Below are 13,597 nucleotides of genomic sequence, written 5' to 3'. Positions count from 1 at the left end.
AGCGTTCACGGCGCATGGATATATCATGCTGGATTTTTCGCCACTTTATGAGCCTAAGGGTGGCGAATAAAACGCCCAATTCGCTGTTTCAGCAGGCGATTCTCCTGGCGTAGCCGTTCGTTCTCCTCCAGCAGGCTCAGCGCTACGGCAATGCCCGGCCAGTCCAGCTCCAGCTCGCGCCTTAGCCGTAAAGCACGCTGTGCCACGTTTAGCGCGTGGTCATCGAACTGCCAGGGCCTGGCTTCAAAATCATAGGGTTCGATTACGCCCAGGCCGACTATTTCGTTGATCTCGTCTTCCCCAATGCCGGTATGCAGGCAGAACTCGGTGACGGTAAAAGTGACGGTGACGGTAGACATTATTTTTTCCCCCAATCTTTACGCGGATTGAACGACGACTGGGCGTCTGCCAGCTGCTGCCATAGCGCTGCGGTTGTTTCATCTGGCTTAGGCGGCATGACGATTTTTATTACCGCGAACAGGTCGCCCGTATGCTGTTTGCTGACCAGGCCTTTACCCTTGATGCGCAGCTTCTGCCCGGCTTGACTGCCCGGCGGAATGGTCATCAAAATGCTGTCTTTGAGCGTTGGTACCTCGACTTTTGCTCCCAGTGCGGCTTCCCACGGCGAGAGTGGCACCACGACTTCCAGATTGTGACCAACGATGTCGAATAGCGGGTGGGGCGCAATGTGAATCACCAGCCACAGATCGCCGTTTGGTCCGCCGTTTTCCCCCGGTGTACCCTGGCCCTTCAGGCGGATGCGTTGCCCGTCACCAACGCCTGCCGGAATTTTTACATTCAGGGTTTTGGGGATTTCCTGCTCGACGATGCCAAAAACGTTATAAATCGGGAGTTTGTAGCTGATGGTGCGGCTGTGTTCGGCCAGGGTTTCTTCGAGGAAAACGGCGACCTCGATTTCTATATCGTGGCCGCGTGCTGCATTGGACTGGCGCGACTGCCTGGACTGTTGGCCAAATATAGAGGAGAAGATGTCGTCGAAGTCGTGAGCGTTATAGCTCTGGCCGTCGGCCTGGTGGGACTGTTGGTTGAATTGCGGATCGTTCCGGTGCTGCCACATCTGGTCGTACTCGGCACGGCGCTGCTCGTCGCTTAATACCTCCCATGCCTCCGCGACCTCTTTAAAGCGCGCTTCGGCGTCCGGCTCTTTGCTGACATCAGGGTGATATTTGCGGGCCAGTCGGCGGTAGGCTGTTTTGATAGTCTTCAGTTCATCCGTCGGTTTGACGCCCATGATGGCGTAATAATCCTTTAATTCCATATCGTTATCTCGCATAAATCAGTGCATGCAGAACAGAACGTGCGGAAATGTGTCGTCGGTAAGTATAGGAGTGTTGAAGGCGTTCGTGGGAAATTTAATCCATCAACAAGGTCGATTATATCAATGCAGCCGGCGGTATAGGCATGACGAATATTAGCCTATGAGCGTAATCTGGTAGTTATGCCTGAGGGGGGCAATTAGTATGCGCCCCACTATTAATAAAAAGAAAATAATTCTTTTAAATACTCCATCACTATTAATTTATTAAGTAACTGAATGCGTTAATAAGTTGTCGCTATCTGGCTCCATGTATTATGAAATGTATTGTTTTTTTAGTGTTATTATTTCTCACAACAAGTATAGCTAACGCTGATTGCTGGAAGTTTGCAGCTCAAAAATCCGGTGTGGAAGTCAGGCTGTTAAAATCTATTGCTCAGGTTGAATCCGGCATGGATCCTTCTGTAGTGGGTAAAAACAACAACGGCTCTCGTGACTTTGGCCTGATGCAGATTAATAGCACCCATTTGGGCTGGCTTGGTAAGCATGGAATTAGCGAGTCCATGCTGGTCAAAGACCCCTGTATTTCAGTATTAGTTGGCGCGGCAATCCTGAAAAATATGGTCAATATTTACGGCTATGGTTGGGAGGCGGTAGGCGCTTACAATGCGGGGGCAGGAAAGAATAAACACCGCTTAAGGATGAAATATGCCCGAAAAGTCTGGGGGATTTACCGTCAATCTTCCAGGGAAAATATCCTGATTCCGCTTAAGGATTCACATCGTAATATTGCTTTGCTGCGCTAGTGCTGCCCGCTGCCGAAGAATCTGATGAAAATCTTCCCTGAGGCGTTAGCCGTCATTGTTATCCCGTCATGTTTGTTCAGTTTCTGCACGTTAAACTCGTCAACCTAATATTCTCTATGAAGCGTCGATGATGAACACTACAGCCCAAAATGACTATTTAGCTGCCGGAGGTGTGCTCGAGATCCCACGGCATTCATTATTTTATACCGCAACAGAGCAGGAGCCTTGCCGCATTACCATGGCGATGAAAGATCGGGTGGAATCCACATCAGTTAATGCGAATGAACGTGGCATGTTGGTATTGTCTCCCTGCACATTAACGGTTGAGTCCGGCTCATTCCATTATTGCGATATTGATTTTCCATTTTTAGTCAAATTGCAGGTTTTTGTCGATAAATCACAGCATAAGAAAAAAAATTTTAACCCCGAGCAATTTTGGGGATACCTGCCGGCGGCCTTAGGTCCTGAAGCTTCGACGCGAAGTATTGAATATTGGTTTTTAAATCAGACTTTATTGCATGCCGATGATATTGCTGCTTTCTCAGACGTTCTGAAAAATAACGAATGGTATGACCTTGTTGATTTTCTACTGGATGAGTCCTGCGACAATTCAAACCAGCGTCTGCAGGTGCTTTGTTCGCGCTATGGCCTATCCGTTTCGCACTTCAGGCGGCTAACTCGCTATGCGCTGGGCAAAACGGCCAAAGTAGAGCTCAGAGACTGGCGCCTGGTTCGGGCATTATTTGAGTTAATTGACGGTGATAATAATCTGACAACTATTGCGATGAACCATGGTTATGCCTCGTTATCGCATTTTTCTAATGAAGTGAAAGATGCATTTGGCGTTTCGCCTCGAAATTTGAAAAAAATATTACACGTGAGTTGATTAATAATGACAGTTCAATGGCACAACAAGGTTGGAGTTTTACTTGCTGCCTTACTCGTTTTTTCTTCGCCGCAGGTTGCACTGGCCGACCAGCAAAACGATCAGGGTTATATTGCCCGAGACGAAGGTGTGAAAGGTTTTTTCGATGCTATTTCATCGGTAATGAAAAAACCTGTTGTGATCAGCAAAATTGCAGCTCGAAAAAAAATTAGCGGAGAGTTCGATCTCTCCCGCCCACCGAAAGTTTTGGGTGCGGTTGCTGAACAATTAAGTCTGATCTGGTATGACGACGGGCAGGCCATTTACATTTACGACGCATCGGAAATTCGTAACACGGTTATCGTTCTGCGTAATACGTCGTTTAATGTTATTAAAAGTTTTTTGAAAGATTCAGGCCTCTATGACGAGCGTTATCCGCTGCGCTCAGATAATAGAAACTCAACGTTCTATGTCTCAGGGCCTCCGATTTATATCGACCTTATTTCAAATGCGGCAAAATTTCTCGACCAAAAAAGTGACGGTTATGACGGGCGTGAAAACCTGGCCGTTATCCCGCTCTTTAACACCTTCGTTGAAGACCGGGAATATCGCTATCGTGACCAGAAAATCATTATTCCAGGTATCTCCAGCGTGGTGAATCGGATCATGTCTAACGGCGCGAGCCCTGGCGGTAGCGTTCAGGTTACGCCGAGGAAGGTGGTTCCGACAGCGAGCGCAGAAGACGAAATGCTGCTGGGGTCTTTTCCTGAAGGGGGAGCAAATGAGCAGGCCATTCAGCAGCTTGATAGCCAGGTCAGGACGCCGCCAACCGGGAACGGCATGAGCATTATCTCCGACCCCGGCTCAAATAGCTTGTTGGTCAGGGGCAGCGCCGAGCAGGTTGCCTATATTCGCAATTTGGTCCATTCCCTGGATATCGCCAAGCGCCATATTGAGCTTTCCGTCTGGATTGTCGATTTGCAAAAAGACGCCTTTGAAAACTTAGGCGTTCAGTGGACCGGCAATCTTAACGTCGGTTCTAACCTGGGGATTTCGCTAAATGGCGGAACCAGCACCATCGATGGTGCCAGCTTTATGGTCACTGCTCTGGCGCTGAGCGAGAAGAAAAAAGCCAATATTGTTTCGCGCCCTATGCTGCTGACTCAGGAAAATATCCCGGCCATTTTCGACAATAGCCGCACTTTTTATTCCAAGCTGGTGGGCGAAAGGACCGCGCAGCTTGAAAGCGTTACTTACGGCACCCTGGTTAGCGTTCTTCCGCGTTTTACCGAAAGCGGCGAGATTGAAATGATGCTGAATGTTGAAGACGGTAATCAATATGATGACACCCGAATGACGGCGGATGACCTCCCGGAGGTCGGCAGAACAAATATCAGTACCGTTGCCCGCGTTCCGCGAGGGAAAAGCCTGCTGATTGGCGGTTATACCCGAGATGAGGAGACAAAAGTTGAGGGGAAAATTCCCTTGCTTGGCGACCTGCCGTGGGTTGGCAGCCTGTTTCGCTATAAGCGAGACAGAACCTCAAACATGGTGCGAGTATTCCTGATCCAGCCGCGTGAGATTGAAGCGCCGTTAAGCCCGGATGCACATACGCTGATTGGCGAAATGAAAGATGACTTTTCCAGCGATCGCTTGCAGAACTGGATGGTTAACTATCTGGATAGCCAAAAATGGCGCTAGGCATTGGCAACGGCGATGCCAGCATGCATCTCTATATGCAGCGGCGGGAAGCCCTGTCTAACAATAAAGAATTGAGTGCCAGCCAGACGGATCGCCAGGATGTGCTCGCCGAGGGTGAGGCTCAGGTGGTGGAGGATGAATCACCTGCCGCACTACTTCAGCGGTTCTCGGACGCAACGGATGAGATGTCTGCCGCGATGGCGCAGTTTCGTAGCCGCAGAGACTATGAAAAAAAGAGTGGAGTCGCCGGTGAAACCAGTTTTGACCAGGTGTTAGATGAGGAGGTTCAGCCTAAGTTCGACAGGTTGGTCAAAATATTGAAGGGGAGCGAGGGTTCAAATATTGAGAATCTGCTGCGTCATGCACGCTCTCTTTTTCCGGATGAAAGCGACCTGGTTCTGGTTCTGCGCGAGACTCTGCGTCAGCGAGATCTTGATGAGGTCGTTCGCAAGCGCCTCAAAAAGCTACTTTCACAGGTTGAAAAAGAAGCCGATCCTAAGCGGCTAAAAGCCGGTATTAACGTTGCGCTAAAAGCGCGTTTGTTCGGGAAGACGTTAATGATGAGCCCGGCGCTGATGCGTGAAAGTTACCGGGGATTTCTGGCAAGCGACGAGCATGAGATTGAGTTGTATCAGGATTGGATATCCACATACGGGGTTGAGAAGCGCGGCATTGTTATTAACTTTATGGAAGATGCGGTGCTCGCCGATATCGACTCTGCCGACCCCAGCTGCAGCCACGTTGAATTTGGGTATTTATTGGGGCGGATTGGTCAAATTAAGCTTATTCGCTCCTGCGACATTTTATTTATGCAGGGGATACTTAACGATAATTTTGTTCGTGAAATAAATCACGATGAAGGTGCATGGCTATTTTTTATGTTTAGCGCTTTGCAAAGTCCTTATGCGTTGAGCGATCACCTGACTCAGGTGGTGGGAGATTATTTGCGTTTCGTTAAACAGACCGAACGCGCGAAGCTGTTACAAATAATCTATTTTAACTGTAAAAAAATGCCCCACGAAGCATTTACCTCGCTTGATGAGCGCGAGGCCCTGTTAGCTCAGTTTGAATCGCTAGCGGATAAAGCTCTGCTTAATGAAAATAGAGAACGTCGTCAGGAAGGCGGTTAACAAATCGCATATGGATATTTGAGAATATGAACGATTTTTTAAACAGGATAAGAAACCATCCGGAATTATTTATCCTGATATTGATTGTTGTCATCATTTCGATGTTGGTGATTCCGCTGCCAACCTATCTGGTCGATTTTTTGATTGGCCTGAATATGGTTTTATCTATTCTGGTCTTTCTGTCGTCTTTCTATATTGACAGAATTTTAAACTTTTCTACATTTCCGTCGGTGCTGTTGATAACGACTCTGTTTCGTTTAGCACTGTCGGTAAGTACCAGCCGTTTGATTCTGAACGATGCTGATGCCGGCGAAATTATTGCCACCTTTGGAGAGTTTGTTATCGGCGATAACCTCGTCGTGGGCTTCGTTATCTTTGCCATCGTGACTATTGTGCAGTTTATGGTTATCACCAAAGGGGCGGAGCGCGTGGCCGAAGTTGCCGCACGATTCTCGCTTGATGGGATGCCGGGCAAGCAGATGAGTATCGATGCCGACCTGCGTGCGGGGTCGATTGATGCCGACGGGGCCAGAGAACGTCGCAGCATAGTGGAGCGTGAAAGCCAGCTTTATGGCTCTTTTGATGGGGCAATGAAGTTCATCAAGGGTGATGCGATTGCCGGCATTATCGTGATTTTTATTAACTTTATTGGCGGCATCAGCGTTGGTGTGGCACAGCACGGAATGGATATGTCTTCCGCGCTGTCAATCTACACTCTGCTGACCATTGGCGATGGCCTGGTTGCACAGATCCCGGCGCTATTGATTGCGATAGGTGCTGGTTTTATCGTCACTCGTGTTAACGGCGACGGCGATAATATGGGGAAAACCATTGTCGGCCAGCTGTTTGATAACCCGATGGTGCTGGTGATTGGCGCCATTATTGCGCTGGGTATCGGCAGCCTTCCGGGTTTTCCTTTGGCCGTGTTTGTCATACTCGCGTTAGCGCTGGGTGGCCTGTTTTACTACCAGCATCGCAAGTTAAGAAAATCTGCAACGGTCGCGGATGCTGAACCCGCCAGCAGTTTTGACCCTGACAGTTCGAGCGATGAAACGGAAAGCAAGCTTGGCCTGCTAACGAATATTGATGGCGTAACGTCGGAGACGGTGCCGCTGATCATTTTGGTCAGCGACGAAGATGCCAAATTATTCGAGAAAGAGAAGCTGGCCCAGCGCTACCGCAGTCAGTTCTTTGTTGATTATGGTATCAGCCTGCCGGACATCACGCTCAAGCCTTCGGCTAACCTGGAATCCGACACCGTCACCATTTTAATCAATGAGATCAAAGCCGAGCAGTTCCGCACTAAGTTCAACTTTTTCCGCGTGATAAATAGCTCGCCGGAGCTGGAGCAGATGGGGATCCCCTGCACCTATGTAGATGACATGGTTTGGGTCGATGATAGCCAGCGTAAAGCACTAACCGGTTTAGGCTACCAGCTGAGAAACAGTATTGATGAGGTTTATCACACCTTTGCCGCAATTATGATTCGCCATATTAATGAATACTTCGGCGTTCAGGAAACCAAAAATATGCTGGACAAGCTGGAGGCGAAATATCCTGACTTAATGAAGGAGGTGATGCGCCATGCTACGGTTCAGCGAATTTCAGAAGTATTACAGCGTCTTTTAAGCGAACGTATCTCTGTGCGTAATATGAAAATGATTATGGAAGCCATTGCGCTCTGGGCACCACGCGAAAAGGATGTCATTACTTTGGTTGAACATATTCGTGGGGCTATGGCGAGATATATTTGCCATAAGTTTTCAACGGCTAATTCATTACGGGTCATTATGCTGTCTGGCGAATTTGAGGAAAAAATCAGGCAGGGCATAAGAAGCACTTCCTCAGGTACATTCCTGAATCTTGATCCTGCTATTGCCGATGAGCTAATGGACCGGTTTGTATTGGCAATGGACGGCGTCACCATATCATGTCGTGATTTGGTGGTACTGACTTCTGTTGATATTCGAAGGTTCTTAAAACGATTTATCGAAACAAGGTTTAAAGACCTCGAAGTTATGTCGTTTGGTGAGATAACAGACAGCGTTTCTATTAACGTGATTAAAACAATCTGATAGGGGACATCATAATAATGTATATCGATATTGTTTCTTTGGTTCGTAATGCACTTCTGGAAAGTGGCTGTGATGAGTCTCTTTTAGGAGATTTTGACGCTCATTCAACGATATCTCTGGATTTTGATAATTATCCGAGCATGTTGATCAGTATTACCGATGACAATGTGTGGATCTGGTCAAAGCTGTGTGAAGCAAATGACGCCGTTTTGCAGCATAAAGCCTCGGTGCTGCTGGAAAAAATGATGAGCGGCTGCCTGTTTTGTATGACGGGGCAGCTGCAAATGCAGGTTAACGAAGGTTACATCGAACTGCGTGGCCTGGTTCATCCTGATTATCTGGAAAGCAGCAAAGGGCTTGCGGATGCGATGGATGAATTTTTTGCACAGCAGGAAGAATTCCTGAGCCTGATTCGGTAACAAGTATGAAGCAGCTACTACGCCAGCAGGCACACCCACAGCGTCTTTCTGGTCCCCTTATTGAAGCGATTCTGCCCGGCGTGAAGGTTGGCGAGTTGTGCGAAATCCGCGCCAGTTGGGACAAGCCGGCCGTTGTCGCGCGCGCTCAGGTGTTGGGATTTAACGGTGATAACACGGTTTTGAGCCTGATTGGCACCGCAAAAGGATTATCCCGGGAGGCTGTAATCAGCCCCACAGGGGCAAGTTTATCCGTGGTTGTCAGTCATGACCTGCTGGGATGTGTGCTCGATCCTGCCGGTAATGTTGTTGAGCGGTTCGTAGAAAATCATGATGGTTACGCCAGGGAAGTTCGTCAGGTTGATAGTCCGCCCCCTTCCTATCAGGAGCGAGTCGGTATCCGCCAGCCGTTTTTCACCGGCGTACGCGCAATTGACGGCGTGATGACCTGCGGTATTGGCCAACGACTGGGCATATTTGCTTCGGCGGGCTGCGGTAAGACCACGCTAATGCACATGCTGATTGAGCAGGCTGACGCCGACGTTTTTGTTATTGCGCTGATCGGAGAGCGCGGGCGTGAAGTCACGGAATTTACTGAAGCCCTGCGGCAGTCAGAGCGCCAGCAAAAATGCATCCTGGTGTATGCCACGTCTGATTATTCCTCCCTCGATCGCTGTAATGCAGCGCTGGTTGCGACAACGGTTGCGGAATATTTCCGCGATGCGGGGATGAATGTGGTGTTGTTTCTGGACTCCATCACTCGTTATGCCAGAGCGCTGCGTGACGTCGCGCTGGCCGCAGGTGAATCACCGGCTCGCCGGGGCTACCCGGCCTCGGTATTTGACTCATTACCGAAGTTGCTTGAAAGACCTGGTTCTACCCATTCAGGAAGTATTACGGCGTGGTACACCATTTTGCTGGAGAGTGACGATGAGCCGGATCCTATAGCCGATGAAATTCGTTCGATCCTTGATGGGCACCTTTATTTAAGCCGGAAACTTGCCGCCAAAAATCATTATCCGGCAATCGACGTTTTAAACAGCGTTAGCCGCGTCTCGAGCCAGGTTTGTGAACCTGAACATCTTCAACTGGCTGGAGAGATCCGGCGTATTTTAGCGAAGATCGAAGAGCTACAAATTTTTGTTGATTTGGGGGAATACCAGCCTGGCGAAAATGCAGAGAACGATTATGCGATGAATAAGCGGGATGATCTACTTGCATGGCTGCGGCAGGGCGTAGATGAGCATGCCAGCTTTCGTGAAGTGTTTCAGGAGATGAGAGAACTTGCGTCATAAAATAAAGGCTCTGATCGTGCGCTCTGAATTCAATATTCAACGTAATGATTTGCTGATCGCTAAAAATGAAAGTGTTCATCGCTCTCTTTCTGCGCAAATAAATAAAGCCTACGAGGAGATGTCGGCAATAGTGGCGTTGATGAAGAATCTTTACCCCAACGGCATACTTAATAAAGAAAAATTATTGGCGATTCAGCGTCGCCAGGGGGCGCTGAAAAGAAAGTTGGCAGAGATGAAAATGCAGTCATCCCAGCTTGAGCACCAGCAAGAAGATTGCGAGAGGCAAAAGAGTTCTCTTGTCGAAAAGAGAAAAATTCTGCTCAGAAAAATGGATAAATATCAGTATCTGTGTACGGCCGAGCGTAAACAAAAAAGGCTCAGAGAGGCACGTATTGAGGAATCAGAAACGGAAGAGAGGATCTCATGGCAGCGGTAAATAATATCAATGCAGGCAACGAGGCCGCATTCGTAACGGCGGGAGAATCGGTCACCAGCCGCCTCGATGATATAGCAAAGAAAGTGCTCAAAGGTCGTTCTAAAACCCAGGATACGGCAGCGGCTTTGCCCCCGGGCTATTTGCCGGCTGAACGCTCAATGCAGCGCCTGGCTATGAGCCTTCAGGGGGGAAGCGCAAAGCATAGCCAGAATCAGGTGAGGTCAGTATTACCAGCTCTCATGGCTGAGGGCGTCGGTCCTGCAGGTGTTTTAGAAGGCGGGGAAAACCGTAAACCAGCCAGGACGGCAGCAGTTGGCCCATCGGCAAAGACTCTCGCTCGTTACGAGCATAACCCGGTATTGCCGACGGCATTACCGACGGTATTCCCGACAGTATTGGCGTCTAAAGATAGCTCGGGAGTTATTATTTCATCGCCAGAGCGGCATGTTAAAAGTAACAAAGAGGCGGGGACCCAGCAGCCCGCAAAAGATAATGAGATGAAGCCTCACGGCATCCCCTCGTCTGAATCAGACCGGCCACATGAGCAATTATCCGCCAGGGAAAATATTCGTCCACATCTGGTAAATACTCATCTGCCTAACGCTGAACATACAGCTAAAGACATCAATCCAGGCAAAACGCTTAGCCATGCGCGAATGTCCAGCGATTTACTTGCAAGCACAGCTTCTGAGAACTCTGCCAATAAAACTCAGGCCAGTGGTCGGCTGACTTACACTTTTTCAGACTGGGGAAGAGGTCATCAGGTTAATGTGCAAATGGCGGCCCACAATGGCACACCTGTGGTGCTGCACCCTTCCGATTCATTAGTTCAACAGCGCCTCGCCGACCATAGTGAGCATCACCATCAGGGGAATCCTGAATGGGTTTTTCAGGATGAGCAAGAGAAGCAGCATCCAGGGCAGCACCGGCAGTCTGACGCCGATGAGGAGCAAGCGTGATACGCGGAAATTTGCGCCATTACTCGTCCCAGGAGCTGGCGTGGCGGCAGCATATTTTACGCTGGAAAAGCCAGGGATTTGTGTTTCAGCAGGGTATTAAACCGGGTGAGACGTTGCTCAATTTTACCAGTGACACGGGCTGGGAAGGGGTCATCGATCTACAAGCCTGGTTTGCAGGCATCATGCCGGAAAGCGCAAAGATGTCCGGCTCTTGCTGGTCGGCACAGCAGCTGGAAGAGCTGTTTATTAACAGTTCTAATCCGCTGGAAGGGCTACCTGAAGAGCTTGAATATCATCAGTTGGCAAGCAAGGGTCTGACGAGTCGATCCAATATTACTGACTCAATGTACTCCTGCCAGTTTCAGCATGCTCGGGTATGGTTTTACGGCATACCTGAAAATCTCGCTGCGCCGGGATACTCCACCGGTGGGATGGCTGTCGGACATTTGCCGGTGGAGATTCAGTTTGAGGTAGGGCACAGCATTATTAGCATCAGCCTGCTAAAACGCGTTTCGGTCGGAGATGTGTTGCTGGTTAATAAGACTCAAAACTTTATTTTTTCTGGCGGCAATATTATTGGAAAGTTTTCCCGTAATGAGGATGGTTTTATGTTTGACACTGAAGATGATTATACGGAAATAGATTTTGATGATTATGAAAATGATGCGGAAGTTGAGCCGCAAAAATTAATGCCGCGAGATAAAATTTCCGTCAAGCTCGGTTTTGTATTGCAGCAAAATCGTATTGCTATCGATGAGCTGGAATCTTTGTATCAAGGAATGGTTTTACCTTGCGATCCCGATGCCGAGAAAAATATTACAATTACTGCCAACGGTGTTGCTATTGCCCGCGGTGAAGTTGTGTGGATTGAAGATCGCCTGGGCGTAGAGGTCAAAGAGCTTTATCAGGAGCCGGGCGATGATTCAAGGTAATGATATTTCGCTTATTGCAATACTGGCCTTTTCGACTTTACTCCCGTTTCTTATTGCCTGTGGTACCTGCTATATAAAATTCTCTATTGTCTTTGTCATGGTACGCAACGCCTTAGGCTTACAGCAGATACCGTCAAATATGACGTTAAACGGCATTGCCCTCGTGCTCTCCTTTTTTGTGATGATGCCGGTGGTGAAAAACGGCTATGAGGAATACCAACGTTCGGATATGGATTCCAGCAATCCACAATCAGTTGTTTATTTCGTTGAGCATGGGTTAGACAGCTATCGAAGCTATCTGGAGAAGTATTCAGACCCCGAGTTAACTCGCTTTTTTGAGCGGGTGCAGATAGAGCGGGATAAAGAAGACGACAGCCTTGCTCAGGAAGATGAAAGACCATCGATTCTCTCCCTGCTTCCTGCATATGCATTAAGCGAAATAAAGAGCGCGTTTAAAATCGGTTTTTATCTCTACCTGCCTTTTGTGGTCATTGACCTGCTGGTTTCCAGTATTTTACTGGCGCTGGGGATGATGATGATGAGCCCGGTTACGATATCCGTGCCGATAAAACTGGTGCTATTTGTGGTGCTCGATGGCTGGACGTTATTGTCAAAAGGCCTGGTGCTGCAATACATCGATCTCGCTTCTTAACAGGCCGGGTGGACTATGAATGAAATCACCTTCGCGGGTAATAAGGCGCTCTACCTTATTTTGATGCTCTCAGCTTTACCTATTGCCGTAGCAACGATAGTCGGGCTGCTGGTGGGGCTATTTCAAACGGTTACGCAGCTTCAGGAACAGACCTTACCCTTTGGCCTGAAGCTGTTGAGTGTCGCACTGTGTCTGTTCCTGGTAGCGGGTTGGTATGGCGATGTGCTAATCAATTTCGCCCGGGAGGTCATCCGGATGGCGATGGCCCGATAACATGCAGACGATGCTTTTCTTTGACCTGCACCGTTGGCTTTATGAAATGGCGATGGCGTCAGCCCGCTTAATGCCTGCTTTTATCCTGCTGCCATTTTTTAATTCCAGCACCCTGACCGGCGCTATTCGCCTGCCGGTGGCAATGCTTGTGGGCGTGGCTCTGTGGCCATACTCCGGCGCACCTATAGCAGGCTTTGATTCGGTCTGGTTTATGATTTTGATAGCTAAAGAGCTGGCCATCGGTCTGATTCTGGCTTTTTTCCTGTGCCTGCCCTGCTGGGTGCTGCACGCGGTGGGTAGCGTTATCGATAACCAGCGCGGGGCAACGCTTAGTAGCAGCATCGACCCGCTTTCCGGCGTGGACACTTCGGAGCTGGCTAACCTGTTTAACTTGTTTGCCGCAGTGGTCGTGTTGCAACACGGCGGATTGCTGACTCTTCTGGAGGTTTTTGAGAAAAGCTATCAGCTTTGGGGGCCTTACCAGATGACGCTTCCCGGAATCGCGCCCGTGTTGGGTTTTTTGGGGCTGCTGGTGAGCAATGCGCTGATTCTTGCCAGCCCGCTGATTGTTATTTTCCTCTTAACCGAGCTGTGCCTGGGGCTATTGGCCAGATTTGCTCCTCAACTTAATGCTTTTGCTCTCGCGCTAACGGTTAAGAGTTTTATCGCTTTCTTTTTATTGCTTATTTACTTCACCCCGGTGCTGCCAGGGAAAGTCATGCTGCTGGAACTATTACCTGAAGGCATGCCGGCCTGGCTAAGCAGCCATATTTAGTTTTTA

The 13,597-nt window shown here is 48.9% G+C and carries 15 protein-coding genes; 13 read left to right on the top strand and 2 right to left on the bottom strand.

Annotation, left to right across the window (positions count from 1 at the left end; all coding sequences use genetic code 11):
• Positions 1 to 53: 53 nt before the first annotated feature.
• Together cbpM and cbpA are read right to left on the bottom strand one after the other, a co-directional pair.
• Positions 54 to 359: a chaperone modulator CbpM gene (gene cbpM / locus HMPREF0201_RS16660; protein ID WP_016537935.1), complete on the bottom strand. Its 306-nt coding sequence runs from the start codon at positions 357 to 359 to the stop codon at positions 54 to 56.
• A complete protein-coding gene (gene cbpA, locus HMPREF0201_RS16655; protein ID WP_039898711.1) occupies positions 359 to 1,279 on the bottom strand; it encodes a curved DNA-binding protein in 921 nt (306 codons plus the stop codon). The genes cbpM and cbpA overlap by 1 nt, the downstream gene beginning before the upstream one ends.
• A 314-nt stretch (positions 1,280 to 1,593) precedes the next feature.
• Here cbpA and HMPREF0201_RS16650 point away from each other — a divergent pair, with 314 nt between their 5' ends.
• From HMPREF0201_RS16650 to sctT, 13 genes are all read left to right on the top strand, one after another.
• Positions 1,594 to 2,082 carry a transglycosylase SLT domain-containing protein gene (locus HMPREF0201_RS16650; protein ID WP_016537933.1) on the top strand — a complete coding sequence of 163 codons (489 nt, stop codon included), beginning with the start codon at positions 1,594 to 1,596 and terminating at the stop codon, positions 2,080 to 2,082.
• A 127-nt stretch (positions 2,083 to 2,209) separates the two neighbouring features.
• The gene (locus HMPREF0201_RS16645) at positions 2,210 to 2,968 is read left to right on the top strand and encodes a helix-turn-helix domain-containing protein (protein WP_016537932.1); all 759 of its coding nucleotides are present in this window, start codon (positions 2,210 to 2,212) and stop codon (positions 2,966 to 2,968) included.
• 6 nt (positions 2,969 to 2,974) lie between these two features.
• Positions 2,975 to 4,648: a type III secretion system outer membrane ring subunit SctC gene (gene sctC / locus HMPREF0201_RS16640; RefSeq protein ID WP_016537931.1), complete on the top strand. Its 1,674-nt coding sequence runs from the start codon at positions 2,975 to 2,977 to the stop codon at positions 4,646 to 4,648.
• Positions 4,639 to 5,778 carry a type III secretion system gatekeeper subunit SctW gene (gene sctW / locus HMPREF0201_RS16635; RefSeq protein ID WP_016537930.1) on the top strand — a complete coding sequence of 380 codons (1,140 nt, stop codon included), beginning with the start codon at positions 4,639 to 4,641 and terminating at the stop codon, positions 5,776 to 5,778. Before sctC ends, sctW begins: the two co-directional genes overlap by 10 nt.
• A gap of 26 nt (positions 5,779 to 5,804) precedes the next feature.
• The gene (locus HMPREF0201_RS16630; protein WP_016537929.1) at positions 5,805 to 7,853 is read left to right on the top strand and encodes an EscV/YscV/HrcV family type III secretion system export apparatus protein; all 2,049 of its coding nucleotides are present in this window, start codon (positions 5,805 to 5,807) and stop codon (positions 7,851 to 7,853) included.
• A gap of 17 nt (positions 7,854 to 7,870) precedes the next feature.
• A complete protein-coding gene (locus HMPREF0201_RS16625; protein WP_016537928.1) occupies positions 7,871 to 8,272 on the top strand; it encodes an InvB/SpaK family type III secretion system chaperone in 402 nt (133 codons plus the stop codon).
• 5 nt (positions 8,273 to 8,277) lie between these two features.
• Positions 8,278 to 9,564, top strand: coding sequence for a type III secretion system ATPase SctN (sctN, locus tag HMPREF0201_RS16620; RefSeq protein WP_016537927.1), 1,287 nt, complete (start codon positions 8,278 to 8,280; stop codon positions 9,562 to 9,564).
• A complete protein-coding gene (locus HMPREF0201_RS16615; RefSeq protein WP_016537926.1) occupies positions 9,554 to 10,000 on the top strand; it encodes a surface presentation of antigen type M protein in 447 nt (148 codons plus the stop codon). Before sctN ends, HMPREF0201_RS16615 begins: the two co-directional genes overlap by 11 nt.
• Positions 9,988 to 10,959, top strand: a complete 972-nt coding sequence (locus HMPREF0201_RS16610) for a SpaN/EivJ family type III secretion system needle length determinant (RefSeq protein WP_016537925.1) — start codon at positions 9,988 to 9,990, stop codon at positions 10,957 to 10,959. The genes HMPREF0201_RS16615 and HMPREF0201_RS16610 overlap by 13 nt, the downstream gene beginning before the upstream one ends.
• Positions 10,956 to 11,891, top strand: coding sequence for a FliM/FliN family flagellar motor switch protein (locus tag HMPREF0201_RS16605; protein WP_016537924.1), 936 nt, complete (start codon positions 10,956 to 10,958; stop codon positions 11,889 to 11,891). The genes HMPREF0201_RS16610 and HMPREF0201_RS16605 overlap by 4 nt, the downstream gene beginning before the upstream one ends.
• Positions 11,878 to 12,543, top strand: coding sequence for an EscR/YscR/HrcR family type III secretion system export apparatus protein (locus HMPREF0201_RS16600; RefSeq protein WP_016537923.1), 666 nt, complete (start codon positions 11,878 to 11,880; stop codon positions 12,541 to 12,543). Before HMPREF0201_RS16605 ends, HMPREF0201_RS16600 begins: the two co-directional genes overlap by 14 nt.
• A gap of 15 nt (positions 12,544 to 12,558) precedes the next feature.
• Positions 12,559 to 12,816, top strand: a complete 258-nt coding sequence (locus HMPREF0201_RS16595) for an EscS/YscS/HrcS family type III secretion system export apparatus protein (protein WP_016537922.1) — start codon at positions 12,559 to 12,561, stop codon at positions 12,814 to 12,816.
• A 1-nt stretch (position 12,817) separates the two neighbouring features.
• Positions 12,818 to 13,591 carry a type III secretion system export apparatus subunit SctT gene (gene sctT, locus HMPREF0201_RS16590; protein ID WP_016537921.1) on the top strand — a complete coding sequence of 258 codons (774 nt, stop codon included), beginning with the start codon at positions 12,818 to 12,820 and terminating at the stop codon, positions 13,589 to 13,591.
• The last annotated feature ends 6 nt before the right edge of the window (positions 13,592 to 13,597 follow it).

This window comes from Cedecea davisae DSM 4568, assembly GCF_000412335.2.
GTDB lineage: Bacteria > Pseudomonadota > Gammaproteobacteria > Enterobacterales > Enterobacteriaceae > Cedecea > Cedecea davisae.
Note: the sequence above shows the minus strand (reverse complement) of the source record. Positions and strands in the feature narration are given on the sequence as shown.

What these genes read in the sequence shown, in the direction of transcription:
- HMPREF0201_RS16645 (WP_016537932.1), top strand. Translation starts at nt 2,210, where the DNA reads ATGATGAACACTACAGCCCAAAATGACTATTTAGCTGCCGGAGGTGTG.
- cbpM (WP_016537935.1), bottom strand. Translation starts at nt 359, where the DNA reads ATGTCTACCGTCACCGTCACTTTTACCGTCACCGAGTTCTGCCTGCAT.
- sctN (WP_016537927.1), top strand. Translation starts at nt 8,278, where the DNA reads ATGAAGCAGCTACTACGCCAGCAGGCACACCCACAGCGTCTTTCTGGT.
- HMPREF0201_RS16625 (WP_016537928.1), top strand. Translation starts at nt 7,871, where the DNA reads ATGTATATCGATATTGTTTCTTTGGTTCGTAATGCACTTCTGGAAAGT.
- sctW (WP_016537930.1), top strand. Translation starts at nt 4,639, where the DNA reads ATGGCGCTAGGCATTGGCAACGGCGATGCCAGCATGCATCTCTATATG.
- HMPREF0201_RS16610 (WP_016537925.1), top strand. Translation starts at nt 9,988, where the DNA reads ATGGCAGCGGTAAATAATATCAATGCAGGCAACGAGGCCGCATTCGTA.
- cbpA (WP_039898711.1), bottom strand. Translation starts at nt 1,279, where the DNA reads ATGGAATTAAAGGATTATTACGCCATCATGGGCGTCAAACCGACGGAT.
- HMPREF0201_RS16630 (WP_016537929.1), top strand. Translation starts at nt 5,805, where the DNA reads ATGAACGATTTTTTAAACAGGATAAGAAACCATCCGGAATTATTTATC.
- sctT (WP_016537921.1), top strand. Translation starts at nt 12,818, where the DNA reads ATGCAGACGATGCTTTTCTTTGACCTGCACCGTTGGCTTTATGAAATG.
- HMPREF0201_RS16600 (WP_016537923.1), top strand. Translation starts at nt 11,878, where the DNA reads ATGATTCAAGGTAATGATATTTCGCTTATTGCAATACTGGCCTTTTCG.
- sctC (WP_016537931.1), top strand. Translation starts at nt 2,975, where the DNA reads ATGACAGTTCAATGGCACAACAAGGTTGGAGTTTTACTTGCTGCCTTA.
- HMPREF0201_RS16650 (WP_016537933.1), top strand. Translation starts at nt 1,594, where the DNA reads ATGAAATGTATTGTTTTTTTAGTGTTATTATTTCTCACAACAAGTATA.
- HMPREF0201_RS16595 (WP_016537922.1), top strand. Translation starts at nt 12,559, where the DNA reads ATGAATGAAATCACCTTCGCGGGTAATAAGGCGCTCTACCTTATTTTG.